The organism is Variovorax gossypii, assembly GCF_003965815.1.
In the GTDB taxonomy this organism is placed as follows: Bacteria; Pseudomonadota; Gammaproteobacteria; order Burkholderiales; family Burkholderiaceae_C; genus Variovorax; species Variovorax gossypii.
Map to the genome: position 1 here is coordinate 976,510 of NZ_RXOE01000002.1, position 26,419 is coordinate 1,002,928.

The 26,419-nt window shown below is 67.9% G+C and carries 29 protein-coding genes; 16 read left to right on the forward strand and 13 right to left on the reverse strand.

Translation table 11 applies throughout. The features are described from left to right. Positions 1-978: a tripartite tricarboxylate transporter substrate-binding protein gene (locus EJP69_RS12190; protein ID WP_093305795.1), complete on the forward strand. Its 978-nt coding sequence runs from the start codon at positions 1-3 to the stop codon at positions 976-978. Positions 979-1,000: 22 nt separating this feature from the next. Here the strand turns inward: EJP69_RS12190 and EJP69_RS12195 are convergent, their stop codons facing one another. The 5 genes from EJP69_RS12195 to EJP69_RS12215 form a co-directional block, all read right to left on the reverse strand. Continuing rightward, a complete protein-coding gene (locus tag EJP69_RS12195; RefSeq protein WP_093205316.1) occupies positions 1,001-1,477 on the reverse strand; it encodes a nucleoside deaminase in 477 nt (158 codons plus the stop codon). A 22-nt stretch (positions 1,478-1,499) separates the two neighbouring features. After that, a complete protein-coding gene (gene uraH / locus EJP69_RS12200; RefSeq protein WP_093205314.1) occupies positions 1,500-1,835 on the reverse strand; it encodes a hydroxyisourate hydrolase in 336 nt (111 codons plus the stop codon). Positions 1,836-1,865: 30 nt separating this feature from the next. Next, the gene (locus tag EJP69_RS12205) at positions 1,866-2,387 is read right to left on the reverse strand and encodes a hydroxyisourate hydrolase (protein ID WP_126470310.1); all 522 of its coding nucleotides are present in this window, start codon (positions 2,385-2,387) and stop codon (positions 1,866-1,868) included. A 122-nt stretch (positions 2,388-2,509) separates the two neighbouring features. Then, on the reverse strand, positions 2,510-3,037 hold the full coding sequence (uraD, locus tag EJP69_RS12210; protein ID WP_126470312.1) for a 2-oxo-4-hydroxy-4-carboxy-5-ureidoimidazoline decarboxylase: 528 nt from the start codon (positions 3,035-3,037) through the stop codon (positions 2,510-2,512). Positions 3,038-3,072: 35 nt separating this feature from the next. Further along, complete coding sequence (locus EJP69_RS12215) at positions 3,073-4,419, reverse strand: MFS transporter (protein ID WP_126470314.1); 1,347 nt, start codon at positions 4,417-4,419, stop codon at positions 3,073-3,075. 182 nt (positions 4,420-4,601) lie between these two features. Here EJP69_RS12215 and EJP69_RS12220 point away from each other — a divergent pair, with 182 nt between their 5' ends. Both EJP69_RS12220 and EJP69_RS12225 read left to right on the forward strand, forming a co-directional pair. Further along, complete coding sequence (locus EJP69_RS12220) at positions 4,602-5,573, forward strand: LysR substrate-binding domain-containing protein (RefSeq protein ID WP_093205303.1); 972 nt, start codon at positions 4,602-4,604, stop codon at positions 5,571-5,573. A gap of 76 nt (positions 5,574-5,649) precedes the next feature. Further along, the gene (locus tag EJP69_RS12225; RefSeq protein ID WP_240652124.1) at positions 5,650-6,078 is read left to right on the forward strand and encodes an SgcJ/EcaC family oxidoreductase; all 429 of its coding nucleotides are present in this window, start codon (positions 5,650-5,652) and stop codon (positions 6,076-6,078) included. Between the two features lie 20 nt (positions 6,079-6,098). On the opposite strand, the gene EJP69_RS12230 is transcribed toward EJP69_RS12225, so the two are convergent. Beyond that, the gene (locus tag EJP69_RS12230) at positions 6,099-7,052 is read right to left on the reverse strand and encodes a GlxA family transcriptional regulator (protein ID WP_093205298.1); all 954 of its coding nucleotides are present in this window, start codon (positions 7,050-7,052) and stop codon (positions 6,099-6,101) included. A gap of 109 nt (positions 7,053-7,161) precedes the next feature. On the opposite strand from EJP69_RS12230, the gene EJP69_RS12235 reads away from it, so the two are divergent. Further along, entirely contained in the window at positions 7,162-8,157 is a 996-nt protein-coding gene (locus EJP69_RS12235) for an SLAC1 anion channel family protein (protein ID WP_126470319.1), read from the forward strand. Between the two features lie 9 nt (positions 8,158-8,166). Here the strand turns inward: EJP69_RS12235 and EJP69_RS12240 are convergent, their stop codons facing one another. Then, on the reverse strand, positions 8,167-8,670 hold the full coding sequence (locus EJP69_RS12240; protein ID WP_126470321.1) for a DUF2938 domain-containing protein: 504 nt from the start codon (positions 8,668-8,670) through the stop codon (positions 8,167-8,169). Further along, complete coding sequence (locus EJP69_RS12245) at positions 8,663-9,535, reverse strand: class I SAM-dependent methyltransferase (protein WP_126470323.1); 873 nt, start codon at positions 9,533-9,535, stop codon at positions 8,663-8,665. Before EJP69_RS12245 ends, EJP69_RS12240 begins: the two co-directional genes overlap by 8 nt. Positions 9,536-9,610: 75 nt before the next feature. Between EJP69_RS12245 and EJP69_RS12250 the strand changes: the two genes are divergently transcribed. Then, the gene (locus EJP69_RS12250) at positions 9,611-10,051 is read left to right on the forward strand and encodes a helix-turn-helix domain-containing protein (protein ID WP_126470325.1); all 441 of its coding nucleotides are present in this window, start codon (positions 9,611-9,613) and stop codon (positions 10,049-10,051) included. Here EJP69_RS12250 and EJP69_RS12255 read toward each other — a convergent pair. Then, on the reverse strand, positions 10,048-10,863 hold the full coding sequence (locus tag EJP69_RS12255) for an IclR family transcriptional regulator (RefSeq protein WP_240652125.1): 816 nt from the start codon (positions 10,861-10,863) through the stop codon (positions 10,048-10,050). The two genes, EJP69_RS12250 and EJP69_RS12255, sit on opposite strands and share 4 nt — an antisense overlap. Before the next feature lie 162 nt (positions 10,864-11,025). Between EJP69_RS12255 and EJP69_RS12260 the strand changes: the two genes are divergently transcribed. From EJP69_RS12260 to EJP69_RS12295, 8 genes are all read left to right on the forward strand, one after another. After that, positions 11,026-11,925: an amidohydrolase family protein gene (locus EJP69_RS12260; RefSeq protein WP_126470327.1), complete on the forward strand. Its 900-nt coding sequence runs from the start codon at positions 11,026-11,028 to the stop codon at positions 11,923-11,925. Next, positions 11,922-13,439, forward strand: a complete 1,518-nt coding sequence (locus tag EJP69_RS12265; RefSeq protein WP_126470329.1) for a sugar ABC transporter ATP-binding protein — start codon at positions 11,922-11,924, stop codon at positions 13,437-13,439. The genes EJP69_RS12260 and EJP69_RS12265 overlap by 4 nt, the downstream gene beginning before the upstream one ends. A 19-nt stretch (positions 13,440-13,458) precedes the next feature. Beyond that, positions 13,459-14,496, forward strand: a complete 1,038-nt coding sequence (locus EJP69_RS12270) for an ABC transporter permease (protein ID WP_093305773.1) — start codon at positions 13,459-13,461, stop codon at positions 14,494-14,496. Between the two features lie 47 nt (positions 14,497-14,543). Continuing rightward, the gene (locus EJP69_RS12275) at positions 14,544-15,500 is read left to right on the forward strand and encodes an ABC transporter substrate-binding protein (RefSeq protein WP_126470331.1); all 957 of its coding nucleotides are present in this window, start codon (positions 14,544-14,546) and stop codon (positions 15,498-15,500) included. 26 nt (positions 15,501-15,526) lie between these two features. Then, the gene (locus EJP69_RS12280) at positions 15,527-16,804 is read left to right on the forward strand and encodes an L-fuconate dehydratase (RefSeq protein WP_126470333.1); all 1,278 of its coding nucleotides are present in this window, start codon (positions 15,527-15,529) and stop codon (positions 16,802-16,804) included. Between the two features lie 26 nt (positions 16,805-16,830). Continuing rightward, positions 16,831-17,607: an SDR family oxidoreductase gene (locus EJP69_RS12285; protein ID WP_126470335.1), complete on the forward strand. Its 777-nt coding sequence runs from the start codon at positions 16,831-16,833 to the stop codon at positions 17,605-17,607. A gap of 29 nt (positions 17,608-17,636) precedes the next feature. Then, on the forward strand, positions 17,637-17,966 hold the full coding sequence (locus EJP69_RS12290; RefSeq protein ID WP_126470337.1) for an L-rhamnose mutarotase: 330 nt from the start codon (positions 17,637-17,639) through the stop codon (positions 17,964-17,966). 72 nt (positions 17,967-18,038) lie between these two features. Beyond that, positions 18,039-18,479 carry a helix-turn-helix domain-containing protein gene (locus tag EJP69_RS12295; RefSeq protein ID WP_093205269.1) on the forward strand — a complete coding sequence of 147 codons (441 nt, stop codon included), beginning with the start codon at positions 18,039-18,041 and terminating at the stop codon, positions 18,477-18,479. A 35-nt stretch (positions 18,480-18,514) separates the two neighbouring features. Here EJP69_RS12295 and EJP69_RS12300 read toward each other — a convergent pair whose 3' ends face one another. The 3 genes from EJP69_RS12300 to EJP69_RS12310 form a co-directional block, all read right to left on the reverse strand. Beyond that, complete coding sequence (locus EJP69_RS12300; RefSeq protein WP_126470339.1) at positions 18,515-19,852, reverse strand: MFS family transporter; 1,338 nt, start codon at positions 19,850-19,852, stop codon at positions 18,515-18,517. 132 nt (positions 19,853-19,984) lie between these two features. Then, positions 19,985-21,142, reverse strand: coding sequence for an alpha-hydroxy acid oxidase (locus EJP69_RS12305; RefSeq protein ID WP_093205263.1), 1,158 nt, complete (start codon positions 21,140-21,142; stop codon positions 19,985-19,987). Between the two features lie 151 nt (positions 21,143-21,293). Then, complete coding sequence (locus EJP69_RS12310; protein WP_093305765.1) at positions 21,294-22,178, reverse strand: LysR substrate-binding domain-containing protein; 885 nt, start codon at positions 22,176-22,178, stop codon at positions 21,294-21,296. A gap of 118 nt (positions 22,179-22,296) precedes the next feature. On the opposite strand from EJP69_RS12310, the gene EJP69_RS12315 reads away from it, so the two are divergent. Beyond that, complete coding sequence (locus EJP69_RS12315) at positions 22,297-23,958, forward strand: L-lactate permease (RefSeq protein WP_093205258.1); 1,662 nt, start codon at positions 22,297-22,299, stop codon at positions 23,956-23,958. Here the strand turns inward: EJP69_RS12315 and EJP69_RS12320 are convergent. Continuing rightward, entirely contained in the window at positions 23,936-24,562 is a 627-nt protein-coding gene (locus tag EJP69_RS12320) for a TetR/AcrR family transcriptional regulator (protein WP_126470341.1), read from the reverse strand. The two genes, EJP69_RS12315 and EJP69_RS12320, sit on opposite strands and share 23 nt — an antisense overlap. Positions 24,563-24,648: 86 nt before the next feature. Here EJP69_RS12320 and EJP69_RS12325 point away from each other — a divergent pair, with 86 nt between their 5' ends. After that, positions 24,649-25,071, forward strand: coding sequence for a nuclear transport factor 2 family protein (locus EJP69_RS12325; RefSeq protein ID WP_093305761.1), 423 nt, complete (start codon positions 24,649-24,651; stop codon positions 25,069-25,071). A gap of 160 nt (positions 25,072-25,231) precedes the next feature. Next, positions 25,232-26,419, forward strand: a complete 1,188-nt coding sequence (locus tag EJP69_RS12330; protein ID WP_126470343.1) for a sensor histidine kinase — start codon at positions 25,232-25,234, stop codon at positions 26,417-26,419.

A 26,419-nucleotide genomic window follows, 5' to 3' on the forward strand; every position in this document is an offset into this window, starting at 1 on the left:
ATGAAGAAACTGTTCGCCCTCGCGGCGATCGCCGCCGCCGCCGTTGCTGCCCACGCGCAGGACTTCCCGGGCGGCAAGCCCGTCACCATCGTCGTGCCCTTCGCGGCCGGCGGCCCGACCGACCGCGTCGCGCGCGACCTGGCCGAGGCGCTGCGCAAGCCGCTCGGCGGCGCCAGCGTGATCATCGACAACGTGCCCGGCGCCGGCAGCTCCATCGGCGCGGCCAAGGTGGCGCGCGCCACGCCCGACGGCTACACGCTGCTGCTCAACCACATCGCGATGGCGACCGTGCCGAGCCTGGTGCGCAACGTGCCGTTCAAGGTCGAGACCGACTTCGAGTACCTGGGCATCGTCAACGACGTGCCGATGACGCTCATCTCCAAGCCCGGCATTCCCGCCAGCAACTACAAGGAGCTGAGCGGCTGGATCGCCGCCAACAAGGGCAAGATCAACATCGGCAACGCGGGCGTGGGCTCGGCGTCGCACCTGTGCGGCCTGCTGTACCAGAGCGCGACGAAGACCGAGATGACGCCCGTGCCCTACAAGGGCACAGCGCCGGCCATCACCGACCTGATCGGCGGCCAGATCGACCTGCTGTGCGACCAGACCACCAACACCACGCCGCACATCCAGGCGGGCAAGGTGAAGGCCTTCGCCGTCACCACTTCCAAGCGGCTGGCGCTGCCGACGCTGAAGGACCTGCCCACGCTCGACGAGGCCGGTCTGAAGAACTTCCAGGTCACGATCTGGCACGGCCTCTATGCGCCCAAGGGCACGCCCGCGCCGGTGCTGAAGAAGCTCAACGACGCGGTGAAGGTCGCGCTGAAGGACCCGGACTTCATCCATCGCGAGGAGCTGCTGGGCGCCGTGGTGGCGACCGACGGGCGCATCGAGCCCGCGGGCCACAAGAAGTTCGTGATCGACGAGATCGCGAAGTGGACGCCGGTGATCAAGGCGGCCGGGGTCTACGCGGACTGAGGCCGCGCCCCGGGGCCTGTGTTCAGCGCATCGAGCGCGACCAGGCCTCGTACAGGTCCTCGCCCTCGTCGCGCACCGGCAGCGATCGCACGGGCATCTCGCGCTGCTCCAGCGGCCGCGCGATCTCCAGGTAGCCGCGCTCGGCCGAGAGGTCGTGCGGCTCGCCGTCTTCGTTGGAGTAGGCGTAGTACACCTCCTTCACGCCGGCCAGGTACATGGCCGTGAGGCACATGGGGCACGGGTAGCCGCTGGCGTACACGACGCTGCCCGACAGGTCGGTGCCGCCCTGGGCCTTGGCGGCGATGCGCACCGCCTGCATCTCGGCGTGGGCCGTGGGGTCGCACAGCGCGTCGACCTCGTTGACCGCCCTGGCCAGCACCTTGCCGTCGCGCACCAGCACGGCGCCGAAAGGCCAGGTCCTGCGCTCGCGCACGTTCCGCATGGCCAGCCGGATGGCGTCGACCATGTACTTCTCCGAGTCTTGATCGGGATGGGGCATCTGTAGAAACTCCTGCGGCGAATCAGCTGCCGCGATAGGTTGAAAAGAACCAGGGCGCGCACAGCATCGGCACGTGGTAGTGCTGCGCCGCGTCGAAGATGGAGAAGCGCACTGGCACCACGTCCGAGAGCCCGTCGGCTGCCTTGAAGTGGTCGCCGACGTGGAAGCGCAGCTCGAAGTGGCCGGTGCGCGCGTCCTTGGCCGCGAGCATGGGCGCATCGGTGCGGCCGTCGGCGTTGGTGCGGGTGCCGTTGATGCGCGTGGGCGGGTTGGTCGCCACGTCGTAGAGCTCCACCTGCAGGCCCGCCAGGGGCCGCCCGTTGGTGATGTCGAGCACGTGCGTCGAGATGCCGGTCATGTCGTTTCCTCTTTCGTCAGTGCAATGGGCTCAGCTGCCGCGCGAGTAGGTGTAGCTCCACGGGCCGAACTGGATCGGCAGGTGGATGCGCTCCGCGACGTTGGCGACGCGGATGCGCACCGGCAGCTTCGTCAGGAAGGGTGGCATGGGCAGCACGGCCTTCCTGCCGGCGAAGTAGTCGTCGACGTGCAGCAGCAGTTCGTAGTCGCCGGGCTGGTAGCTGTCTCCGATCAGCAGCGGGTCGTCGGAGCGGCCGTTGCCGTTCATGACGACGCTGCGCAACTGCCTGTAGCTGCCGCCTTCCAGCCGGGAGAAGTCGATGCGCAGGCCGGTGGCGGCAGCGCCGTGGAAGGTGTCCAGCGCGTGCACCGTCAGCCGTGGGCTCACGCCGTGCAGCACGATGGGGCCGCTGGCCCGGGCGGGGCCGGCCGGCGCAGCGCCCGGCTGCTGTGCCAGCGCCCCGCGCGCGGTGAGCGCCGCCGCGCCGAGCGCCAGCCCCGAGAGCGCGAACTGCCTGCGCGCGGGATGGTGGGATACGACTTGATTCGCCATCTTTGCTTGTCTCCTGTCGTTGTCTGCCCTTTTTCCGGGCGATGGAACGCCTGGCCGGTGCGAGGGCACACCGGCTGGCGGGAACGGGAACGTGTCGCGGTGAAGGGAGCGCGCCGGAGGCTTCAGCCGTCCAGCAGGGCGTCGATGCGCCCGCGGGTGATGAAGCCGATCTGGTCGAGCGCGGCGCGCTGCTCGGTCTCCGTGCTCGCCGCCGCGCGCGTGCGCATCGCCTCGAAGATCTGCTGCTTGGTGTTGCGGCGCACGGCGATGATGAAGGGGAAGCCGTGGCGCTCGCGGTAGGCGCGGTTCAGGTACTGCATCTCGCCCAGCTCGTCGCGGCTGAGCGCGTCGAGCCCGGCGCTGCGCTGCTCGCCGACGGACTCGGCAGTCATCGTGCCGGCCTGGGCTTCGCGGCCCGCCAGCTCCGGGTGGCCGCAGAGGAAGGCGATGCGGCGCTCCTGCGGCGCCTGCCGCACCACGTCGAGCATCGCGGCATGCAGCGCGTCGACGTCGGCGAAGGGGCGGCGCGCCCACGCGGCCTGCGCGACCCAGGGGGAGTTCTCGAAGGTCGGCCCGACGGCGGCGACGAAGGCGTCGCGGTCCATCTCGTTGAGCGCGGCCAGGTTCAGGCGGGTGGTGGTGAGGGTCATCGGTCGTACTTTTCTTCGGTGACGATGCCTGCCGCTCAGCGCGCGGCGACGGCAGCTACGGATTGCTTGCGGTGCGAGGGCACGCAGGCCAGGATCAGCAAGGTGGCGCAGATCTCGACCGCCGCCACCACGTACAGGCCGGGCGAGAGGCTGCCGGTGGAGGTCTTGATCAGGCCCAGCATCCAGGGCGCGCCGAAGCCGGCCAGGTTGGCGATGGAGTTGATCAGCGCCACGCCGCCGGCGGCCGCGGTGCCGGCCAGGAAGCGGTTGGGCATCTGCCAGAACACCGGGATGGCGCTCATGGTGCCGACGATGGCCAGGGTCAGGCCCACCAGCACCGCCAGCGCGCTGTGCCCCAGGAAGAGCGCGACGGCCAGCAGCGACACCGCCCCCAGCGCCGCGGCCAGGCCGCAGTGCCAGCGCGATTCCTGGTGCTTGTCGGAGTGGAAGCCGTTCCAGATCATGCCGACGGCGCCGCACAGGTAGGCCACGGCCATGATCCAGCCCACCGCCACCGGGCTGGCGAAGCCCACTTCCTTGACCAGCGTCGGGCCGTAGAAGGTCAGCGAGGAATTGGCCGCGATGATGCAGAAGAAGATCAGGATCAGCAGCCAGATGCGCCCGCTCCTGAGCGAGGCCAGCATGCTGTGCTCGCGCTGGCCCAGCGAGCGGCCGTCGCGCTCGAGGTCCTCGTGCACCAGCTGGCGCTCGCGTGCCGTGAGCCAGTCGGCCTGCTCGGGCCTGTCGGTCAGGTAGAAGTACGTGACGAAGCCGGCGATGACCGAGGGAATGCCCTCCAGCAGCAGCACCCACTGCCAGCCCGACCAGCCGTTCACGCCGTGCATGCCGGTCATGATGGTGCCGGCCAGCGGCCCGCCGATCACGCCCGCGAAGGCCGAGGCCGACATGAACATGCCGAAGGCCTTGGCGCGCCGGTCGTTGGGGAACCAGTAGGTCAGGTACAGGATGATGCCGGGGTAGAAGCCGGCCTCGAACACGCCCAGCAGGAAGCGCAGGAAATAGAACATCTCCGGCGTCTTCACGAACATCGTGGCGATGGAGGTCAGCCCCCAGCCGATGGTGATGCGCATGATGGTCTTCTTGGCCCCGATGCGCTGCAGCAGCAGGTTGCTCGGCACCTCGAAGAAGAAGTAGCCCAGGAAGAAGATGCCCGCGCCCAGGCCGTACATCGCCTCGCTCCACTTGAGCTCGTCGAGCATGGTGAGCTTGATGAAGCCGATGTTGACCCGGTCGATCCAGGCCAGCACCCACAGCAGCATCAGGAAGGGAATGAGCCGCCAGATGATCTTGCGGTAGACCCCGTCCAGCTCGGACGGGGTGGAGGAAGGCCGGACCGATGCGGCCGCTGTGGTTGATGTCATGCTTGTCTCCAGGTCCTTGATGTGGGGCGCTGCGATCCGGAACGGCAAAAGGAGCGCCGCCTGCGTGGGCACTGTAGGCACAATGGTCCGGCCGCGCGCACGGCGCGCGGAATGTGCGGCATAAACCAGAGCGATAGGTCGCGCCCCGCAAAGGCGCGCCATCCGGTCGAACCCCTAGACACATGACCAGAAGCCAGGACCTTGTCGACATCCACCTGCTGCGCGTGCTGGCGGTGCTGGTGGCCGAGCGCAGCGTCTCGCGCGCGGCGGTGCGCATGAACCAGACGCAGCCGGCCGTCAGCGCGGCGCTGCGGCGCCTGCGCGACGCCTTCGGCGATCCGATCCTGGTGCGCGAGCGCGGCGGCATGGTGCCCACCGCACGGGCGCTGCAGCTGCGCGACAGCGCGCGCGAAGTGCTCGGCGAGATCGACCGCATGCTGGCCGGCCCCGAGCGCTTCGAGCCCGCCTCCAGCACCATGACGTTCACCATCGCCACGCCGGACTACCTGGCGGCCAGCTTCATGGCCGAGGTGGTGGCGCGCTTCCGCGCCGAGGCGCCGCAGGCGCGCCTGCTGGTCCACCCGCTGACGCCCGGCTACGACTACGAGCGCGCGCTGGCGCAGGGCGAGCTCGACATCGTGATCGGCAACTGGCCGCTGCCGCCCGAGCGCATGCACCTGTCGCTGCTGATCGAGGACGAGCTGGTGTGCATGATGAGCCCGCGCAACCCGCTGGCCGCGCCCGATGCCATGACGCTGCCGCGCTACCTCGCGGCCGTGCACGTGGTGCCCACGCCGTTCGCCAAGTCGCACCGCGCGGTGGTCGACAGCCACCTGGCCGGGCTGCGGCAGACCCGCGACGCGCGCGTCTTCGTGCCTTACTACGCGATGGCGCCCTACCTCGTGGCCCAGAGCGACCTCGTGTTCACCACCGCGCGCCACTTCGCCGAGCAGTTCACGCGCAGCCTGCCGGTGGTGTGCGTGGCGGCCCCGGAGGGCTTTCCGCGCATGCGCTTCTACCAGCTGTGGCACGAGCGCTCGCAGCACCAAGGCGCCCATCGCTGGCTGCGAGGCCTGCTCTCGACGGTGGGCGGCCACCTGGCGCAGGCGGCGCCGGGATCGGCGAGCGGGCCGCCCGCCGACGAGGACGTGTAGAAGGCCCGTCCGTGCAACGGATCCACGATGCGCGGACGCCGGCAGGAACCCAGGTGAAGCGAGCCAGATGAACCAGATGAACCATCCTGAAGATGCACCCGAAGCGTTCCAGGCCGCATGGAACAGCCACGACATGAAGGCGCTCGCGGCGCTGTTCCACGGCAACGCGAGCTTCGTGAACCGGTTCGGACACTACGTGCGCGGCGTCGAGGAAATAGTCGGCCTGCATGCTCCCATCCATGCGACCATCTACAGCGAGTCCACGCTCGACAACGAGCTGATCGACGCCACCCCGATCGGCGACGACGCCGCGGTCGTGCACTTCTGGAGCCGCCTCTCGAGCGGCCCGGCGCACCCGGCGGGACCGCATGCCGTCGACACGCTGATCCTTGCCGTGCTGACGCGGGAGGCCGGCGAGTGGCGGATCAAGGCGCTGGAGAACGTCACGCTGACGAATCCCCGCACCGGGGAAATCGTGCTCAGGGACGACAAGAAGACGGCCTGAACGAGCGGCCGCCCGCCGCGTCAGGTCGCGAAGCGCCGGCGGTACTCCACGAGGCTGACCCCCAGGCGACGTGAGAACGCGCGCCGGAAGCCGTCCACGTTCGCATAGCCCACCGCGTCGGCCAGGCGCTTGGCAGGCGCGTCCGACTCCTCGGCCAGGCGGCGGGCGGCGTCGATTCGCGCGTTCTCCACGAACTCGGCGGGCGTCGTTCCCGTCTCGCTGCGGAATATGCGCGCGAAGCTTCTTTCGCTCATGCCCGCGCGCGCGGCGAGGGCGGGCACGGACAGGTCGTCCTTCAGGTTCGCGAGCACGTGGTCCTGCACAGCGCGCACGCCGGAGCGCTCGGAGGTCTGCGCCGCTAGATGCGCGCTGAACTGGCTCTGGCCCCCGGGGCGCTTGAGGAACATCACCAGCTGGCGCGCCACGCGCAGCGCCAGTTCGCGGCCGTGGTCCTCTTCCACCATCGCGAGCGCGAGGTCCATGCCGGCGGTGACCCCGGCCGAGGTGAAGAGGTTGCCGTCCTTCACGTAGATGGCGTCCGCCTCGACACGCGCACGCGGGTATGCGGCCGCGAGGCCGGAGGCGACGTTCCAGTGGGTCGCGACGCGCTTGCCGTCGAGCAGCCCCGAGGCCGCCAGCACGAAGGCGCCGGAGCACACCGAGCCGTAGCGCCGCACGCTGCCCGCCTGGCGCCGGAGCCAGTCCTGCAGCTGCGTGTCGCTTTCCATGTCCTCGATGCGCGGGCTGCCCGCGACCAGCAGGGTGTCGATGGCGCCGCGATGCGTTTCCACGGTGGCGTCGACGGCCAGCTTGAGGCCGCCGCTGCTCTTGAGCACGCCTGCCTTGGTGCCGATCACCTGCACCTGGTAGGCGCGCGGATTGCCGAGCTGGTGCGAGGCCTCGGCGAAGACGTCGGCGGGCCCGGCGATGTCGAGCAGTTGGAAACGGGGAAAGGCGAGGATGGCGATACGCATGGCTGACAAGGTCCGGGGATTGGCTGAAAACGCCGTGAACCGGGGACGGCGACGACTGGAGTCTGGCGGAAAATATCAACTAATGCAAATTCAGCCAAAGGTGCCAGCCATGCAAAGCCAGTCACTGAACTCTTCCTCATCCGTCGTTGCGCCGCGCGCCGAAGTCTCCGTGCGCAACCTTCCCGTCAACCTCTTCGCCTCCGTGATGGGCCTGTCGGGCCTGGCCCTCGCGTGGCGGCTCGTGCACGAAAGCCTGGGTGTGCCTGCATTCGTCGGCGAGGCCGTGGGGGCGTTCGCGCTGGTCGTCTTCGTGCTCATCTCGGCGGGCTACCTGACGAAGCTCGCCAGGCACCCGCAGGCGGTGCAGGCGGAGTTCAGGCACCCGGTGGCGGGCAACTTCTTCGGCACCATCGCGATCTCGGTGCTGCTGCTGTCGGTGGTGATCGCACCCTACAGCGCGCCCGTCGCGCACTTCGCCTGGACCGTGGGCCTGATCGCGACCATCGCGCTGAGCTTCGTCGTGCTGTCCCGGCTGCTGAAGGGGCAGGTGGATGCGTCGCTCGCCGTGCCGGCCTGGATCATCCCCGGCGTGGCCACGCTCGACATTCCCGTCACCGGCGCCCACATGCCGATGGCGTGGGCCGCCGAAGTCAACCTGGCCGCGAGCGCGATCGGTGCCGTGCTGGCGCTCGTGCTCTTCACGATGATCATCGGCCGGCTCGTGCATCGCGACCCGCTCGCTCCCGCCATGGAGCCTTCGCTGATGATCCTGGTGGCGCCCTTCGCGGTGGGCTTCCTCGCGTACACCAACGTCGTCGGCGAGATCGACCGCTTCGCCGCGATGCTCTTCTACTTCGGCCTCTTCATCTTCGCGGTGGTCGCGCCGAAGGTGTTCCGCAAGGGCGCGACGTTCTCGCCGAACTGGTGGGCGATCGGTTTCCCGATGGCCGCTCTCGCCAACGCGGCGCTGAAGTACGCGGAGCTGCGCGCGAGCGTCGCGCTCTGGGTCGTCGCTCTGGTGCTGCTGGCCGCGCTGAACGTCGCGCTGGCTGTTCTCACAGTGAAGACCGTTCGGATCGCGCTCAACGGGAAGCTGTTCGCGTAAGCCTGCGGGTCAGGCTGCGAGGGCAAGCGCGGCCACCCGGCCGGACGCATGGAGCCCCAGCCCGAAGACCGCGTGCGTGATCAGGCTGTGCAGCCGTGCCGCCATGGGCCGTGGCGTGCGGCTTGACGCGATGCCGGCGCCCATGGCCGGCTGCATCACCAGGAAGGGCGCCGCCACGCTGCCGATGCCGACGATCATGGCCGGGCCGAGCGTGGGGTTGCCGGCCCACGCCGGCCCCCAGCCGGCGAACAGCAAGGCCGCGAAGGCGATGCCGATGCCGTAGTGCGCCGCCCACCCGAGCGCCCGCTCGCCGCGCACGGGTGGAGTTGCGGCGATGGGGTGGTGGCGAAAGCGGCCCTGCGGCAGGTAGGCGAGCCAGCGGCCCACCAGTGCGTAGTCGAGCGACGGAACGCCGAGCAGCCGCCTGCGGGCGATGGCCCAGAGGTCCATCGCCGCCGTCGCGCCCACGCCGGTCAGCAGCATGCTCGCGAGCAGCTTCGTGCCTTCAGTCATTCCGGTTTCTCCCCGGCGCGTGCGCGGCGACCATCCAGCAGGCCGCGACCAGGCGGACTTCGTCTCCGTGCACGAAAGGCTCGAAGGCGGCGCGAACCGTGCCGATGACCCGTTCGCGCGTGCGCTCGTCCACCTGCCGCAGCGCCAGGCCGACCGGGCCGAGCCGGCTCAGGTAGCCGACGAGATCTTTCTCCGGCAGGGTGCAGGGCAGGTCGACGGGCCGGATGTCGATGCCGCGCCAGCCGCTTTTCTCGAGGATGGCTTCCACACGATGCCTGTCCGCAAAGCCGAACTGGCCCGGCGCGTTCGGCTGTCGAGGCGGAAGATCCGGCAGCAGCGGAGCGGCAGCGCGCTCGGCGGTGGTCATGAAGGGGTTCTCGGCCGCGCCGCGCCAGGCGATGAAGTGCAGTGCGGCACCGTCCTTCGCGGCACGCCGCAGGTTGGAGAAGGCGCGAACCGGGTCGTCGAAGAACATCACTCCGAGGCGCGAGACGATGCTGTCGAAGCTCGCGGGCTCGAATGCATGCGTCTGGGCATCGGCGCAGACGAAGCGTGCCGCCGCGCCTTCGCGCACGGCGCGACCTTGGGCGGCGGCGATCATCGGCTCCGAGATGTCGATGCCGGTGCAATCCGCGCCGGGGCTGAGCGCCCGTGCGATGGCCAGCGTGGTGCCGCCGGTGCCGCAGCCCACGTCGAGCACACGGCCCGTCGGCGGGCTGCTGGCGCATGCGGCTTCCACGAGCAGCTTTTCCAGGGGACGGAACAGATGGTCGAGCGTCGTCTGCGCGTCGACCCAGGCGTTCCCGGCCGGGCCGTTCCAGAGCCTGGCCTGTTCGTCGCCGGGCTGCTGTGCGGTTCTTTCCATGATGGTTTCCTCTTGCTTGCCTTCGGGAGGCGGAAACCGCACTATGCAAACTCAAGCCGGCTTGAGGTCAAGAGGATGAAGCAACTGGATATTGCCGAGGTGGCGCAGCGCTCCGGCGTGCCTGCCTCGACGCTGCGCTATTACGACGAGAAGGGGCTGATCGCCCCCATCGGGCGGCAGGGCCTGCGCCGCGTGTTCGACGCCAACGTGCTGGAGCGCCTGGCGCTCATCGCGCTGGGCCGCGCGGCCGGTTTTTCGCTGGACGAGATCGCGCGCATGTTCGGGCCCAACGGGCAGCCGCGCATCGACCGCCTGATGCTCGCCGCCAAGGCGGACGAGCTCGACCGCACGATCCGCAACCTGAGCGCGATGCGCGACGGCCTGCGGCATGCGGCTGTCTGCCGCGCGCCCAGCCACATGGAGTGCCCGACCTTCCGGCGCATCCTCGGCGCCGCGGCATCTGGCGCCATCGGCGGGCGGAAGGAGAAAAAGAAGAAGGTCCCGACGCCGCCCTAGGCGTTCGCCAGCAGCGAGAGGTCGCGCGCCGCCTGCAGCATGAGCTCGCGCGCGCGGTCCAGCGACGGGATCGCATGGCGGTCGATGCGCCGGATGTACGGCGTGGTGAGCACCGCCAGCGCATGCCCGTGCGGGCCGAGGATGGGGCAGGAGATGTCGATCACGCCGAAGTACTGCAGGCTCTCGCGCTGCCGGTAGCCGGTGGCGCGCACGGCTTCGAGCATGTGCTCCAGCTCGTCGGGCGGAATCTGCACCTCGCCGTCGAGCGCGACGTGCTCGGCCACCATTTGCCGGCGCCGCTCGTCCGATTCGCAGGCCAGCAGCACCTGGCCCGAACCGGTGTCGAGCAGGTTCACGCGCGTGCCGGGCCGCACCGTCATGCCGCAGGTGGCGGGGCTGCTGACCTGCGCCACGATCTGCACGTTGCCCCGGTCGTACACGCCCAGGTGGCACGACTGCTCGGCTTCCTTCACGTAGCGGTCCATCACCGGCAGGGCCTGCGTCACCAGCCGGTGGTTCGGCGGATAGCGGTGCGCCAGGTCGAACATCTTCAGGCTCAGGCTGTAGCGGTCGCCTGCGAGCGAGCGCAGCACGTACTGGCGCGCCACCAGCCGTTCGAGCATGCGGTAGATCTCGCTCGGGCCGCGGTCGAGCGCCTTCACGATCTCGCCGCGCGTCAGGCCCTCGGGCTGGTCGGCGAGCAGTTCGAGGATGTCCAGGCCCTTGTCCAGCGCGGGCGCGCGGTAGCGATCCTGAGGCTCCTGGTCTTCGGCCGGCTTGCCGAGGATGTCGGGTTGAATCGATTTGTTCACCAATGAATTTCAACAGCAAGAACTGCTGTTTGCAAGTTTCGTTTTACGGGAAAGCACCCATGAAGCGAGCTTGACGCTGAAAGTTCGTATGTAAATACTCTGTTCACGAATGGACTAGAGAGGCAAGGCGTTCGGCAGCTTCACCGCTGCCCGCGACCCGAAATGATCCAGCGCATCGACTCGCATCAGCACTTCTGGCGGCCCTCGCGCGGCGACTACACGTGGTTGCGCGCCGACGAGCCCGCGCTGGCGCCGCTGCTGCGCAACTTCATGCCCGAAGACCTGGCGCCGCTGCTGCGTGCCCACGGCGTGAGCCGGACCGTGCTGGTGCAGGCCGCCGAGTCGGGGGCCGAGACCGAATTCCTGCTCGACATCGCCGACGCCCATGAAGAGATCGGCGGCGTGGTCGGCTGGGTCGACCTGAGCCGGCCAAGCGCGACCGCCTCGCTGGAGCGCCTGGCGCGCAATCGCAAGTTCAAGGGCGTGCGGCCGATGCTGCAGGACCTGCCCGACGACGACTGGATCGCGCGTCGCCCGCGCTCCGATGCGCTGCGCGCGATGCTGCGCCTGGGCCTGCGCTTCGACGCGCTGGTGAAGCCGAGGCATCTTTCGCCGCTGCTGCAGTTCCTGAAGCAGTGGCCGCAGCTGCCGGTGGTGATCGACCACGCGGCCAAGCCGCCGGTGGGTGCGCACGGCAGCGACGACTTTGCCCGGTGGCGCGAGGACATCGCCGCCGTGGCGGCACTGCCGCAGGTGTGCTGCAAGTTCTCGGGGCTGTGGACCGAGGCGCCGTCCGCGATGCAGCGCGATGCGGATGTCGTCACCCACGCGGTGCGTCCCGTGTGGGAGCACCTGCTCGAGGTGTTCGGCCCCGCGCGCCTGATGTGGGGCAGCGACTGGCCCGTGCTCACGCTGGCCGGCGACTACGCGGGCTGGATCGCCGTGAGCGAAGGCTGCATCGGCGGCCTTTCGCCGCAGGAGCAGGCCAGTGTCTGGAGCGGCACCGCCCGGCGCTTCTACGGCCTGCCATCCCACCAGGAAAGTCACCAGGAAAGCCCATGACGCAACCCGTCGTAGCCATCCGCGACCTGAGCAAGGCCTTCGCCGGCGTGCGCGCGCTCGACAGGGCGCAGTTCGAGCTGCTGCCCGGCGAGGTGCATGCGCTCATGGGCGAGAACGGCGCGGGCAAGTCCACGCTGATGAAGGTGCTGGCGGGCGTCTACCGCAAGGACTCGGGCGAGGTGCTGCTCGACGGCCGGCCCGTGGACATCGAGAGCCCGCGCGCCGCGCAGGCTCTGGGCATCGGAATCATCCATCAGGAGCTCAACCTGATGAACCACCTGAGCGCCGCGCAGAACATCTTCATCGGCCGCGAGCCGCGCGGGCGCTTCGGCGTCTTCATCGACGAGGAGGCCATGTGCCAGGAGGCGCAGCGCATCTTCGAGCGCATGAACCTGAAGCTCGACCCGCGCACGCCGGTGGGCGAGCTCACGGTGGCCAGGCAGCAGATGGTGGAGATCGCCAAGGCGCTCTCGTTCGACTCGCGCGTGCTCATCATGGACGAGCCCACCGCCGCGCTGAACAACGAGGAGGTGGCCGACCTGTTCCGCATCATCGCGCGGCTGAAGTCGCGCGGCGTGGCCATCGTCTACATCTCGCACAAGATGGACGAGCTCAAGCGCATCGCCGACCGCGTGACCGTGATGCGCGACGGCCAGTACATTGCCACCGTGCCGATGGCGACCACGCCGATGGACACGCTCATCGCCATGATGGTGGGCCGCCAGCTCGCCGAGGCCGAGCACCAGATGCCCGACACCTCGGGCAACGAGGTCGTGCTCGAGGCCAGGGGCATCCGCCGCGGCTCGATGGTGCGCGACGCGAGCTTCGTGCTGCGTCGCGGCGAGATCCTCGGCTTCGCGGGACTGATGGGCGCGGGTCGCACCGAGCTGGCGCGCGCGGTGTTCGGCGCCGACCGCATCGACGCGGGCGAAGTCTTCGTGCATGGCAAGAAGGTGTCGATCCGCTCCCCTGAGGACGCGGTGGCCCACGGCATCGGCTACCTGTCGGAAGACCGCAAGCACTTCGGCCTGGCCACCGGCATGGACGTGGAAACCAACATCGCGCTCGCGAGCATGAAGCGCTTCCTGTCGGGGGGCTTCTTCATCGACCAGGCCGCCGTCGAGTCGGCCGGCGAGCGCTACGTGCGGCAGCTCGGCATCAAGACGCCTTCGGTGCGCCAGCAGGTGCGGCTGCTGTCGGGCGGCAACCAGCAGAAGATCGTCATCGCCAAGTGGCTGCTGCGCGACTGCGACGTGCTCTTCTTCGACGAGCCCACGCGCGGCATCGACGTGGGCGCCAAGGCCGAGATCTACCGCCTGCTCAACGAACTGGCCGCGCAGGGCAAGGCCATCGTCATCATTTCCTCGGAGCTGCCCGAGGTGTTGCGCATGAGCCACCGCGTGCTCGTGATGTGCGAGGGCCGCATCACCGGCGAGCTCACGGCGCGCGAAGCCTCGCAGGAAAAGATCATGCAGCTCGCCACCCGGCGTGAGGCTGCGACCGCCGCCCCCTGACCACGACTGGAGACTCCCCTTGACGACCCCGACCGTGACCACCGCCACCGCACAGAGCTTCTCGCCGAAGACGCTGAAGGACAGGCTCTTCCGGCCCGCCACGCGGCAGAAGTTGCTGGCCTTCGCCAGCCTCGTCGCGCTGATGGTGTTCTTCAGTTTCGCGTCGCCGCAGTTTTTGCAGGCCGACAACCTCGTGGGCATCCTGCAGTCGACGGCGGTGAACGGCGTGCTCGCCATCGCCTGCACCTTCGTCATCATCACCTCGGGCATCGACCTCTCGGTGGGCACGCTGATGACCTTCTGCGCTGTCATGACCGGCGTGGTGCTCACCTACATGGGCATGCCGCTGTGGCTGGGCATCTGCGCGGCGATCTTCTTCGGGGCGTTGAGCGGCTTCGTCTCGGGCCTGCTGATCGCCAAGCTCAAGATCCCGCCTTTCATCGCGACGCTGGGCATGATGATGCTGCTCAAGGGGCTGTCGCTGGTGATCTCGGGCACCAAGCCGATCTACTTCAACGACACGCCGGGCTTCACCGCCATCTCGCAGGATTCGCTGATCGGCGACATCGTGCCCTCGCTGCCCATTCCCAACGCGGTGCTGATCCTGTTCCTGGTGGCGGTGGCCGCGAGCATCGTGCTCAACCGGACGATCCTCGGGCGCTACACCTTCGCGCTCGGCAGCAACGAGGAGGCGGTACGCCTGTCGGGCGTGAACACAGACTTCTGGAAGATCGTGGTCTACACGGTGAGCGGCGGCATCTGCGGCATCGCGGGGCTGCTGATCGCCTCGCGCCTGAACTCGGCACAGCCCGCACTGGGGCAGGGCTACGAGCTCGACGCGATCGCGGCGGTGGTCATCGGCGGCACATCGCTCAGCGGCGGCACCGGCACCATCGTGGGCACCATCATCGGCGCCTTCATCATGAGCGTGCTCACCAACGGCCTGCGCATTCTCTCGGTCGCGCAGGAATGGCAGACAGTGGTCACGGGCGTGATCATCATCCTGGCCGTGTACGCCGACATCCTGCGCCGCCGCAGCGGCAGCAAGACGCACTGAATTCCCCGCGTTCCCGATCCGTTCCATACAACCACAGGAGACTTCGCATGATCCAGAGAAGAGCAGTCGTCGCGTGCACGCTGGGCGCGGCCCTCGTCAGTCTGTCGGGCCTCGCGCAGGCGCAGCAGTCGCAGGAGATCTACATCCCGCTCGTGTCCAAGGGCTTCCAGCACCAGTTCTGGCAGGCCGTGAAGTCGGGCGCCGAGCAGGCCGGCAAGGACCTGAAGGTGAAGGTGAGCTTCGAGGGCCCCGAGACCGAGGCCATGGTCGACAAGCAGATCGACATGCTCTCGGCCGCGCTCGCCAAGAAGCCGCAGGCCATCGGCTTCGCAGCGCTCGACAGCCAGGCCGCGATTCCGCTGCTGAAGAAGGCGCAGGCCGCAAAGATTCCCGTGGTGGCCTTCGACTCGGGCGTGGACAGCGACATTCCGGTGACCACGACCACCACCGACAACAAGGCCGCAGCCGCGCTGGCCGCCGACAAGATGGCCGAGCTCATCGGCAAGAGCGGCGAGGTCGCGCTGGTGGTGCACGACCAGACCAGCCGCACCGGCGTCGACAGGCGCGACGGCTTCGTCAACCGCATGAAGTCGGCCTACCCGAACATCAAGATCGTGAGCGTGCAGTACGGCGGCGGCGACCAGCTGAAGTCGACCGAGATCACCAAGTCGATACTGCAGGCCTCGCCCAACCTCAAGGGCATCTTCGGCGCCAACGAGGGTTCGGCCATCGGCGTGGTCAACGGCGTGAAGGAGATGAAGCGCACCGGCAAGGTCGTGATCATCGGCTACGACTCGGGCAAGCAGCAGAAGAACGCGATCATGGACGGCAGCATGGCCGGCGCCATCACGCAGAACCCGGTGGGCATGGGCTACAAGACCGTCGAGATGGCGGTGAAGGCCGTCAAGGGCGAGAAGCTGCCGAAGATCGTCGACACCGGCTTCTTCTGGTACGACAAGACCAACATCGCCGACCCGAAGATCGCCGCGGTGCTGTACGACTGATCCGCAGGCGAACGAAGAGAGACCCCATGACCATCGTCCGCTCCATGCGCGTGCTCGACGTGCGCTTTCCCACCTCGCAGCATCTGGACGGCTCCGATGCGATGAACCCCGATCCGGACTACTCGGCGGCGTACGTCGTTCTCGAGACCGACCGGCCGGGGCTGGAAGGCCATGGCCTCACGTTCACCATCGGCCGCGGTAACGAGATCTGCTGCGCGGCCATCGAGGCGATGCGGCACCTGGTCGTGGGGCTCGACCTGGCATGGGTGGCCGAGGACATGGGGCGCTTCTGGCGGCACGTGACTTCCGACAGCCAGCTGCGCTGGATCGGCCCCGACAAGGGGGCGATCCATCTCGCGACCGGCGCGGTGGTCAACGCGATGTGGGACCTGTGGGCCAAGTCCGAAGGCAAGCCCGTGTGGCAGCTCGTGGCCGACATGTCGCCCGAGGAACTGGTGCGCTGCATCGACTTCCGCTACATCACCGACTGCATCGCGCCCGACGAGGCGCTGGCTCTGCTGCGCGAAGCATCGCGCGGCAAGGAAGAGCGCATCGCCACGCTGAAGGCCGGGGGCTACCCCTGCTACACCACCTCGGCGGGCTGGCTCGGCTACTCCGACGACAAGCTGCGGCGCCTCGCGCAGGAGGCGATCGACGCGGGCTTCAGCCACATCAAGCTCAAGGTGGGGCGCGACCTGCAGGACGACATCCGCCGCCTGACCGTGGCGCGCGAGGTGCTCGGGCCCGAGCGGCACCTGATGATCGACGCCAACCAGGTCTGGGAGGTGGGACAGGCCATCGACTGGGTGCGGCAGCTCGCCTTTGCCAGGCCGTGGTTCATCGAGGAGCCCACCAGCCCCGACGACGTGGAAGGCCACCGCAAGATCCGCGAGGGCATTTCGCCGGTGAAGGTGGCCACGGGCGAGATGTGCCAGAACCGCATCATGTTCAAGCAGTTCATCATGCGCGGCGGCATCGACGTGGTGCAGATCGACGCCTGCCGGCTCGGCGGCGTGAACGAGATCCTGGCGGTGATGCTGATGGCCGCGAAGTACAGGCTGCCCGTGTGCCCTCATGCCGGCGGCGTGGGGCTGTGCGAGTACGTGCAGCACCTGTCGATGATCGACTACCTCTGCATCTCGGGCACGCGCGAGGGCCGCGTGGCCGAATATGTCGACCACCTGCACGAGCACTTCGTCGAACCCTGCGAGATTCGCAACGCGGCCTACATGCCGCCGAAGGGGCCGGGCTTCTCTATCACGATGAAGCCGCAGTCGCTGGAGCAGTACCGCTTTCGCGGATAAGTGGACAAGGAAAGGCATCGCACACCATGGACCTGCATCTGAAAGACAAGGTGGTGATCGTCACCGGAGGCGGCAGCGGCATCGGCGCGGCCATCTCGATGGCGCTGGCGCGCGAGGGCGCGGTGCCGGTGATCTTCGGCAAGAACCCGCTCGAGGCGCCTTTCGAGGAAGCGTTGCGCACGCTGCAGCCGCGCACGCGCTTCTTCCAGCTCGAGCTGATGGAGGAGGCCGCTTGCGTCAAGGCCATCGCAGAGACTGCCGCCGAGTTCGGGCGCATCGACGGGCTGGTCAACAACGCGGGCGTGAACGACAGCGTGGGGCTGGAGGCGGGGCGCGATGCCTTCGTCTCCTCGCTCGAACGCAACCTGATCCACTGCTACGTGATGGCACATCACTGCCTGCCGCACCTGAAGGCGAGCCGCGGCGCCATCGTGAACATCTCGTCGAAGACGGCGGTAACGGGGCAGGGCAACACCAGCGGCTACACGGCGGCCAAGGGCGCGCAGTTGTCGCTCACGCGCGAGTGGGCCGCTTCGCTGCTTGAAGACGGCGTTCGCGTGAACGCGGTGATCCCGGCCGAAGTGATGACGCCGCTCTACCAGCGCTGGATTTCCGCATTCGACGAGCCCGACCGCAAGCTGGCCGACATCACCGACAAGATCCCGCTCGGGCGCCGCATGACGACGCCCGAGGAGATCGCCGACAGCGTCGTGTTCCTCCTGTCGGAGCGCGCCTCGCACACGACCGGGCAATGGGTGTTCGTCGACGGCGGCTATACGCATCTCGACCGGGCGCTGACCTGACCCTTTCCACTTTCCGATCGGAATTGCCCATGCGCCATTTCCTGGCTCTGGATTTGAAGGACGACCCGGCCCTCATCGCCGAATACGAGGCTTATCACCGCGATATCTGGCCCGAGGTGCGCGCGCATCTGAAAGCGCACGGCGTGACCGGCATGGAAATCCATCGCCTCGGGACGCGGATGGTGATGCTGATGGAAACGGACGATGCGCGCTACGACGCCGGTGCGATGGCCCTTGCCACGCGCGACGATCCGAAGATCAGGCAATGGGAAGAGCAGATGTGGAAATTCCAGGCGCCCACGCCATGGACGCCCGAAGGGGAAAAGTGGGTCGAAATGACGCGGATCTTCCAGTTGTAATCAAAAGATTCATCTTTGATCCAAATTTGAGATTCTTGCCTTGTATTTACATTTGCTGGGCAAAATGCCGGGATGCCAAATATTGCATCCATTCTTAAATCCGAGATTTCGCGCGTTGCCCGCAAGGAAGTGCGCGCGGAAATGGAAACCCTCAAGAAGGCATCCGTTCACCATCGCGCGGCCATCGCGGCGCTGCGCCGCCAGGTGAGTTCGCTGGAGAAGGAGCTGCGCAACGTCGCCAAGGGCACGGCCCGCAGTTCGCGCGCGAGCGCGTCGGAAGAGGACGGAGACGACAGCCCCAAGCGCCGTTTCAGCGCGGGCCGGTTGGCTGCCCATCGCGAGAAGCTGGGTATTTCCGCCGCTTCCTACGGAAAGCTGGTGGGCGTATCGGGCCAGACGATCTATCACTGGGAACAGGGCAAGGCACGCCCCAGGGCTGCGCAGCTCGAAAGCCTCGCTGCCGTGCGCGGACTGGGCAAGCAGCAGGTGGCCGAGCGGCTGGGGGCCGAGTAGCCATCCTTCGCTCGGTCGTTCCTTCCTCTTCCGGGTCAGTGGTCGTGATGCAGGTAGCTCGCCTGCCTCGGCAGCCGCAGGCTCACCAGGAAGGCGACGACCATCATCGCGCTCACATACCAGAAGAAGGCCGACTCATGTCCCAGTGACTTGAGTCCCAGCGCCACGTATTCCGCCGAGCCGCCGAAGATCGCGTTCGCCACCGCATAGGCCAGGCCCACGCCGAGCGCACGCACTTCGGGCGGGAACATCTCCGCCTTCACGATGCCGCTGATCGATGTGTAGAAGCTCACCACGGCCAGCGCCGCGATGATGAGCACGAAGGCCAGCACGGGGCTCGTCGTGTGCTGCAGGGCCGTGAGGACGGGCACCGTCGTCAGCGCGCCGAGCCCGCCGAACAGCAGCATGTTGTTGCGCCGCCCGATGCGGTCCGACAGAGCACCGAACACCGGCTGCATGCACATGTAGACGAACAGCGCCCCCGTCATCACGTAGCTCGCCGTCTTGATCGGCAGGTGCACCGTGTTCACCAGGTACTTCTGCATGTAGGTGGTGAATGTGTAGAAGATCAGCGAGCCGCCTGCCGTGTATCCCAGCACCGTGAGGAAGGCCGGCGTGTGGTGCCTGAAGAGGCCGGCGATGCTGCCGGCTTCCTTGTTCTTCTTCGCCTCGTCGGTCTGCGTCTCGTGCAGCGTGCGGCGCAGCAGCAGCGCGACCACCGCCGCGATGGCACCGATCACGAAGGGAATGCGCCAGCCCCACGACTTGAGTTCGGCCTCGTCCAGCAGCTGTTCGAGCACCACGATGACGAGCACGGCGAGCAGCTGGCCGCCGATCAGCGTGACGTACTGGAACGACGAGAAGAAGCCGCGCTGGCCGCGCAGCGCCACCTCGCTCATGTAGGTGGCCGTGGTGCCGTATTCGCCGCCCACCGAGAGCCCCTGGAACAGCCGGCAGACCAGCAGCAGGAAGGGCGCCCATGCGCCGATCTGCGCGTAGGTCGGCAGGCAGGCGATGACCAGCGAGCCGCCGCACATCATCGTCACCGAGATCAGCATCGAGGTCTTGCGCCCGAGCCGGTCGGCCAGCCGGCCGAAGAGCCAGCCGCCGATGGGCCGCATGAGGAAGCCCGCCGCGAACACGCCCGCGGTGTTCAGCAGCTGCGCGGTGGGATCGGACTTGGGGAAGAAGGCCGGCGCGAAGTACAGCGCCGAGAAGGCATACACGTAGAAGTCGAACCACTCGACCAGGTTGCCCGAAGAGGCCGCCATGATAGCGAAGACGCGGTGGCGCTTTTCTTCGGCTGTGTAGTGCGGGGGTGATGAGGTAGAGGCCGCTGCTGGGCCTCGCGAGGTAGGCGTGACTGCGCTCATGGTGCCTTCTTGTGCCGCGCGGGCAATGTTGTTGTTTCCAAAACATTCTGCGCCGCCAAGAGGCTGTGGCGTGTCGGCCGATGCCGCATCGGCCTACCCCCGGAATGGCCTTCCGGGGGCGCTCGGGCACGATCAGAAAGTACCGGGCAGCAGGATGCTCGAATCGACGTCGTCGATGCGCGTGCGGCCGCAGAAGGCCATCGTGATGTCGAGTTCCTTCTGGATGATCTGCAGCGCGCGCGTCACGCCCTCCTGCCCGAAGGCGCCCAGGCCGTAGAGGAAGCTGCGGCCGATGAGCGTGCCGCGGGCGCCCAGCGCTCGGGCCTTGAGCACGTCCTGCCCGCTGCGAATGCCGCCGTCCATCCACACCTCGATCTCGTTGCCCACCGCGTCGACGATAGCCGGCAGTGCCGCGATGGACGAAGGCGCGCCGTCGAGCTGGCGGCCGCCGTGGTTCGACACGATGAGCGCGTCGGCGCCGCTCGAAGCCGCGAGGCGCGCATCTTCCACGTCCATCACGCCCTTGAGGATGAGCTTGCCACCCCAGAGCTTCTTGATCCATTCCACGTCGGCCCAGCTCAGGGCGGGGTCGAACTGCTCGGAGGTCCACGACGACAGCGACGACAGGTCTTTCACGCCCTTGGCGTGGCCCGCGATGTTGCCGAAGGTGCGGCGCTTCGTGCCCAGCATGCCCATGCACCAGCGCGGCTTGGTGGCGAGGTTGATGAGGTTCTTCAGCGTGGGCTTGGGCGGCGCCGTCAGGCCGTTCTTGATGTCCTTGTGGCGCTGGCCGAGGATCTGCAGGTCGAGCGTGAGCTGCAGCGCGGTCACGTTGGCGGCCTTGGCGCGCTCGATCAGGCGCTCGATGAAGTCGCGGTCCTTCATCACGTAGAGCTGGAACCAGAACGGATGGCGGTCGGTGTTCTCGGCGATGTCTTCCAGCGAGCAGATGCTCATGGTCGACAGCGTGAACGGAATGCCGAAGGCCTTGGCCGCGCGCGCGCCGAGGATCTCGCCGTCGGCGTGCTGCATGCCGGTGAGTCCGGTGGGCGCGATGGCCACGGGCATCGCGGTTTCCTGGCCGACCATGGTGGTGCGCAGCGATCGGCCTTCCATGTTCACGGCCACGCGCTGGCGCAGCTTGATCTTCTGGAAGTCGCTCTCGTTGGCGCGGTAGGTGCCCTCGGTCCACGCGCCGGAGTCGGCGTAGTCGTAAAACATCTTCGGCACGCGCCGCTTGGCGATCACCCGCAGGTCTTCGATGTTGGTGATCTTGGAAAGGTCGGACACGGGCTGTCTCCTGGCAGGTTCTTGTGGATCGGCGGAAGCTAACCGGCCATTATCTGCAGGCGCCGCGGCGCGCCATCTGAAAAATGACGGGCCCGCGATTGAAAAGAATTCAGATGGGCCTTTTCAAGCGTCAGGCACCGGGCGTCGGGCTTCAGTCCCGCAGCGTGTCGCGCAGCCACTCGGCGAAGGTCGCGCATTCCCAGCGCTCCATGGTGCCGGGCCGCCAGCACAGGAAGTAGGCGTTGGGCGAGGGCACGCTGCGGGCCGACAGCCGCACCAGCCGCCCGTTGTCCAGCCAGGCGCTGCCCAGGCGCAGGTGCATCAGCACCACGCCGAAGTCCTCGGCCGCGGCATCGAGCGCCAGCCCGAGGTCGTTGAACTGGTGCCCCGTGGCCGGCTCGGGCAGGCCCACGCCGCAGGCCTTGAACCAGGTGCGCCACGATTCCAGCGGCGTGCGCAGCAGCTGCGCGCGCGACACCTCGGCGTCGGTGGCGAAGCCGTCGAAGGGGCCGTGGCGCTCGAGGTAGGCGGGGCTGCACACCGGCGAGACCTCGTCGGCCAGCAGCTGGAAGAACTCGCGGTCGTGGAAGGGGCCGGTGCCGAAGCGCAGTTCGAGGTCGGTTTCTTCCACCGTGGTGTTGCGCATCGGCGTGGTCACCTGCAGCACCAGCTCGATGTTCGGGTATGCGTCGCGAAAGCGGGCCAGCCTCGGCAGCAGCATCTGCCGCGAGAAGGTCGGCGTGACGGCCACGCGCAGCCGCCGCAGCTGCGATTCGGGCTCGCGGCCGGGCACCCGCTGCAGCGCGGCGATGGCCTCGCGCACGCGCGCAAGGTAGGCCGTGCCGTCGGCGCTGAGGCTGAAGTCGTTGCCCACGAAGAACTTGAGCCCCAGCAGCAGCTCGAGCTGGCGGATGCGGTGGCTCACCGCGCTGGGCGTCACGCTGAGCTCTTCGGCGGCGAGGTTCACGCTGCGCAGCCGCGCGACGGCCTCGAAGGCCTGCAGGCCCTGTGTCGAGGGGAGACGCGGAGAAACCATCTTTTGTCGGGGGAGGTAGCGGGGTAGGATGGTAGCGAACGCTTTCGGTCGCTCGCGGCGGAACCTTTCCCCCTCTTGCTGCCGACTCAAAAAGATTCCAACAAAGAGGAGCAAGCGCATGGTCTGGCAACAGGTTTACAACCCGTTCGGCAACATGATCGTATCGACGGCGCTGGCCGCGATACCGGTGGTGGTGATGCTGGTGTGTCTGGGGCTGCTGCACGTCAAGGCGCACTACGCGGCGGGGCTGGGCCTGCTGAGCGCGGTGGTCATCGCGGTGTTCGCGTTCGGCATGCCGGCCGACATGGCGGGCAAGGCAGCGTTCCTGGGCGGCATCACCGGCCTGCTGCCCATCGGCTGGATCGTGCTGAACATCATCTTCCTGCAGCAGCTCACGCAGCAGAACGGCAGCTTCCAGATACTGCAGGACTCCATCGCCGGCATCACGGAAGACAGGCGCCTGCAGCTGCTGCTCATCGCGTTCGCCTTCGGCGCCTTCTTCGAGGGCGCGGCGGGCTTCGGCACGCCGGTGGCCGTTACGGCGGCCATCCTCATCGGGCTGGGCTTCTCGCCGCTCGCGGCCTCGGGGCTATCGCTCATCGCCAACACCGCGCCGGTGGCCTTCGGCGCGCTGGGCACGCCGGTCATCACGCTGGCCAAGGTGCACGGCTACGACTTGATGGCGGTCACCGCGATGATCGGGCGGCAGCTGCCGTTCTTCTCTCTGCTGGTGCCGTTCTGGCTCATCTGGGCCTTCGCGGGGCGCAAGGGAATGATGGAGGTGTGGCCGGCCATCCTGGTGACGGGCGTGTCCTTCGCGATCCCGCAGTTCCTGGTGTCGAACTACATCGGGCCAGAGCTGGTGGACATCATCGCGGCCATCGTGTCGATGGCCTGCCTGATCGCGTTCCTGCGCGTGTGGAAGCCGAAGAAGGTCTGGACATCGGTGTCACTCAAGGGGCACGAGGCCGACGGCGGAGAAGCCGCGGCGGCCGTCGCGCCCACGAAGCACTCGACCGCCGCCGTGATCCGCGCATGGACCCCGTGGCTCATCCTCACCGTGTTCGTGTTCATCTGGGGCCTGCCCGCGGTGAAGACCTGGCTCAACGGCATCTTCGCGCCGAGCTTCCCTATCGACGGGCTGCACAACATGGTCGAGAAGGTGGCGCCCGTGGTGCCCAAGCCCACGAAGGAGGGCGCGGTCTACCAGCTGCTGCTGCTCTCCGCCACGGGCACCGGCATCCTGGCGTCGGCCATCGTGGGCGGGCTGGTGATGAAGTACAACCCGATCCAGCTCGTGGCCGCCTACGGCCGCACGTTGTGGCTGGTGAAGTTCTCGCTGCTCACCATCGTGCTGATGCTCGCACTGGGCACGCTCACGCGCTATTCGGGGCTGGACACCACGCTGGGCCTGGCCTTCGCCAACACCGGCGTGCTCTATCCCTTCTTCGGTACGCTGATGGGCTGGCTGGGCGTGGCGCTCACCGGCTCAGACACGGCATCGAACGTGCTCTTCGGCGGCATGCAGAAAGTGGCGGCCGACCAGCTCGGCCTGAGCCCGAACCTGATGGGCGCGGCCAACAGCTCGGGCGGCGTGATGGGCAAGATGATCGACGCGCAGTCGATCGTGGTCGCCTCCACCGCCACGCGCTGGTTCAACCACGAGGGCGAGATCCTGCGCTACGTGTTCTTCCACTCCATCGCGCTGGCCTGCCTCGTGGGCCTGTACGTGACGCTGCAGGCCTATGTGTGGCCGTTCACGCTGATGGTCGTGAAGTGATGTCGGGCAGCGTGGCCGCCAGCGCCTGAAGCAGCCGGCGCAGGTCGTCGACCGCTTCGCGCGCAAGCTCGGTGCCGCCCATCTGCGCCTTGACGATGGCGCCGTCGACGCCCAGCGCGGCGGCCTGCGCAACGGCCATGCGGCGCGAGCCCTCCATCGATTCGGGCAGCAGCCCGGCAATCACTTCGACCATCTCGCGCTTGTGTTCGCGCGAGATGTCGCTCGCACCGCCCACGCTGCCGCCTACCTCGACCACCGAGTTGATGAAGGCGCAGCCGCGAAAGGCCGGGTCGGCGAACCACTCGGCCATGGCATCGGCCAGCACCTCGAGCGCCTGACCGCCGCCGATGCGCTGCTGCGCGCCGAGCCGGCCGAGGGCATCGACGAACCACGCCATCCACAGGCCGTGGCGGTGGTCGAGGAAAGCGCGCACCAGGTCGTCCTTCGACGGGAAGTGCCGATAGAAGGTGACCTTGGTGACGCCCGACGTTGCGATGACGCGGTCGATGCCGGTCGCGCGGATGCCGTCGGCGTAGAAGAGGTCGTGCGCGGTGCGGAGGATGCGTTCGCGCGCAGGCAGTTCGGAGATGGAGGAGATGCCCATGGCGCGATTGTAGGCATGTAGACAGGTCTGTCTACATGTGGCACATTGCGGCGCATTCCCCTTCAACATCAATCGAAAGAACCGCCATGGAATCACGCCCGCCGCTGCCGCCCTTCACCCTTGAATCCGCCACCAAGAAAGTCCAGGCCGCCGAAGACGCCTGGAACTCGCGCGACCCCGTGCGCGTGAGCCTGGCCTACACGCCCGACACCGAATGGCGCAATCGCGCCGAGTTCGTCAACGGCCGCGAGCAAGTGGTCGAGTTCCTGTCGCGCAAGTGGGTGCGCGAGCTCGACTACCGGTTGAAGAAGCAGCTCTGGGCCTTCATGGACAACCGCATCGCGGTGCGCTTCGAGTACGAATGGCACGACGATGCCGGCCAGTGGTATCGCAGCCATGGCAACGAGAACTGGGAGTTCGCGGAGAACGGCCTGATGCAACGGCGCTTCGCGAGCATCAACGACCAGCCCATCAAGGAATCGGACCGAAAGTTCCACTGGGCTCGTTGACCCCGCGTTGTTCCCTCTCCCCCTGGGGAGAGGGCTAGGGTGAGGGAGCAGCCTCGATATCGTCGCGCTCTATCCGCCGCCGACGCACCCTCACCCCAACCCTCTCCCCGGGGGGAGAGGGAGCAAGCCCCCGGGCACGGCTGTTGCTTGCTTTTGGTGCATGGAGACGCCCGTACTGAACCCCGCCGCCAGCCACCCGCTCTGGCAGCACCAGCTCGGCCTGCTGCTGGAGTCGACGGGCGAGGGCATCTTCGGCATCGACCTCGACGGTCATTGCATGTTCATCAACCGGGCCGGCGCGCAGATGCTGGGCCATGAGGTGCGCGACGTGCTCGGCTCCAACATGCACGAGCTCACGCACCATTCGCACCCCGACGGCTCGCACTACGCCGACACCGACTGTCCCATCTTCAACGCCTTCCGGCGCGGGCTGCCTTGCCGCATCGACACCGAGGTGTTCTGGCGCCGCGACGGCAGCGCCTTCGCGGTCGAGTATTCGAGCCACCCCATCATGGACGGCACGCAGGTGCGCGGCGCCGTCATCACCTTCGTCGACATCACCGAACGCCGCCGCCAGGCCGAGGCGCTGCAGCAGGCCAAGGACGAGCTCGGCCAGCGTGTGCAGGAGCGCACCCGCGAGCTCAGCGACGCGCTGGCGCAGTTGCGCGAGCTTTCCGCATGGCTCGACAAGGTGCGCGAGGACGAGCGCACCCGCATCGCGCGCGAAGTGCACGACGAGCTCGGCAGCCTGCTGGTGGCGCTGAAGATGGACGTCAACTGGATCGGCAAGCGCCTGGGCGAGCAGCAGGAACGCACGCCCGACGCGGCGCAGGCCATGCGCGAGCAGATGCGCTGCAAGTGCACGAACATGAGCCAGCTCATCGAACGCGCGGTGGACAACGTGGGTCGCATCATCACCGACCTGCGCCCCAGCATCCTCGACCATCAGGGCCTGTGGGCCGCGCTCGAATGGCAGGCACACGAGTTCGTGCAGGCGGCCGAGCTGGAACTGGACTGGCGCTTCGACGTGCCGCCCGGCGTGGAGCTGCCCGAGCCCGCGGCCATCGCGGTGTTCCGCATCTTCCAGGAGATGCTGAGCAATGTCGGGCGCCATGCGAAGGCGAGCAGTCTCGACATCCGCATCGGTGCCGAGCAGGGGCGGCTGAGCATCAGTGTGCGAGACGACGGTGTCGGTGCGCCGGCGCAGGCCTTCGAGGCCGCCACCTCCTACGGCGTGCTCGGCATGCGCGAACGAGCGCGGCACTTCGGCGGGCGCATCGACATCGAGAGCCGCGTGGGCGAGGGGAGCACCTTCCGCCTGCACTTGCCGCTGGCCGTGGAGGCCTGA

What these genes read in the sequence shown, in the direction of transcription:
- EJP69_RS12215 (WP_126470314.1), bottom strand. Translation starts at nt 4,419, where the DNA reads ATGACATCAACCACAGCGGCCGCATCGGTCCGGCCTTCCTCCACCCCG.
- EJP69_RS12225 (WP_240652124.1), top strand. Translation starts at nt 5,650, where the DNA reads ATGAACCATCCTGAAGATGCACCCGAAGCGTTCCAGGCCGCATGGAAC.
- EJP69_RS12300 (WP_126470339.1), bottom strand. Translation starts at nt 19,852, where the DNA reads ATGAGCGCAGTCACGCCTACCTCGCGAGGCCCAGCAGCGGCCTCTACC.
- EJP69_RS12330 (WP_126470343.1), top strand. Translation starts at nt 25,232, where the DNA reads ATGGAGACGCCCGTACTGAACCCCGCCGCCAGCCACCCGCTCTGGCAG.
- EJP69_RS12310 (WP_093305765.1), bottom strand. Translation starts at nt 22,178, where the DNA reads ATGGTTTCTCCGCGTCTCCCCTCGACACAGGGCCTGCAGGCCTTCGAG.
- EJP69_RS12275 (WP_126470331.1), top strand. Translation starts at nt 14,544, where the DNA reads ATGATCCAGAGAAGAGCAGTCGTCGCGTGCACGCTGGGCGCGGCCCTC.
- EJP69_RS12195 (WP_093205316.1), bottom strand. Translation starts at nt 1,477, where the DNA reads ATGCCCCATCCCGATCAAGACTCGGAGAAGTACATGGTCGACGCCATC.
- uraH (WP_093205314.1), bottom strand. Translation starts at nt 1,835, where the DNA reads ATGACCGGCATCTCGACGCACGTGCTCGACATCACCAACGGGCGGCCC.
- EJP69_RS12250 (WP_126470325.1), top strand. Translation starts at nt 9,611, where the DNA reads ATGAAGCAACTGGATATTGCCGAGGTGGCGCAGCGCTCCGGCGTGCCT.
- EJP69_RS12245 (WP_126470323.1), bottom strand. Translation starts at nt 9,535, where the DNA reads ATGGAAAGAACCGCACAGCAGCCCGGCGACGAACAGGCCAGGCTCTGG.
- EJP69_RS12290 (WP_126470337.1), top strand. Translation starts at nt 17,637, where the DNA reads ATGCGCCATTTCCTGGCTCTGGATTTGAAGGACGACCCGGCCCTCATC.
- EJP69_RS12315 (WP_093205258.1), top strand. Translation starts at nt 22,297, where the DNA reads ATGGTCTGGCAACAGGTTTACAACCCGTTCGGCAACATGATCGTATCG.
- EJP69_RS12285 (WP_126470335.1), top strand. Translation starts at nt 16,831, where the DNA reads ATGGACCTGCATCTGAAAGACAAGGTGGTGATCGTCACCGGAGGCGGC.
- EJP69_RS12260 (WP_126470327.1), top strand. Translation starts at nt 11,026, where the DNA reads ATGATCCAGCGCATCGACTCGCATCAGCACTTCTGGCGGCCCTCGCGC.
- EJP69_RS12320 (WP_126470341.1), bottom strand. Translation starts at nt 24,562, where the DNA reads ATGGGCATCTCCTCCATCTCCGAACTGCCTGCGCGCGAACGCATCCTC.
- EJP69_RS12265 (WP_126470329.1), top strand. Translation starts at nt 11,922, where the DNA reads ATGACGCAACCCGTCGTAGCCATCCGCGACCTGAGCAAGGCCTTCGCC.
- EJP69_RS12230 (WP_093205298.1), bottom strand. Translation starts at nt 7,052, where the DNA reads ATGCGTATCGCCATCCTCGCCTTTCCCCGTTTCCAACTGCTCGACATC.
- uraD (WP_126470312.1), bottom strand. Translation starts at nt 3,037, where the DNA reads ATGACCCTCACCACCACCCGCCTGAACCTGGCCGCGCTCAACGAGATG.
- EJP69_RS12240 (WP_126470321.1), bottom strand. Translation starts at nt 8,670, where the DNA reads ATGACTGAAGGCACGAAGCTGCTCGCGAGCATGCTGCTGACCGGCGTG.
- EJP69_RS12325 (WP_093305761.1), top strand. Translation starts at nt 24,649, where the DNA reads ATGGAATCACGCCCGCCGCTGCCGCCCTTCACCCTTGAATCCGCCACC.
- EJP69_RS12235 (WP_126470319.1), top strand. Translation starts at nt 7,162, where the DNA reads ATGCAAAGCCAGTCACTGAACTCTTCCTCATCCGTCGTTGCGCCGCGC.
- EJP69_RS12220 (WP_093205303.1), top strand. Translation starts at nt 4,602, where the DNA reads ATGACCAGAAGCCAGGACCTTGTCGACATCCACCTGCTGCGCGTGCTG.
- EJP69_RS12280 (WP_126470333.1), top strand. Translation starts at nt 15,527, where the DNA reads ATGACCATCGTCCGCTCCATGCGCGTGCTCGACGTGCGCTTTCCCACC.
- EJP69_RS12190 (WP_093305795.1), top strand. Translation starts at nt 1, where the DNA reads ATGAAGAAACTGTTCGCCCTCGCGGCGATCGCCGCCGCCGCCGTTGCT.
- EJP69_RS12295 (WP_093205269.1), top strand. Translation starts at nt 18,039, where the DNA reads ATGCCAAATATTGCATCCATTCTTAAATCCGAGATTTCGCGCGTTGCC.
- EJP69_RS12205 (WP_126470310.1), bottom strand. Translation starts at nt 2,387, where the DNA reads ATGGCGAATCAAGTCGTATCCCACCATCCCGCGCGCAGGCAGTTCGCG.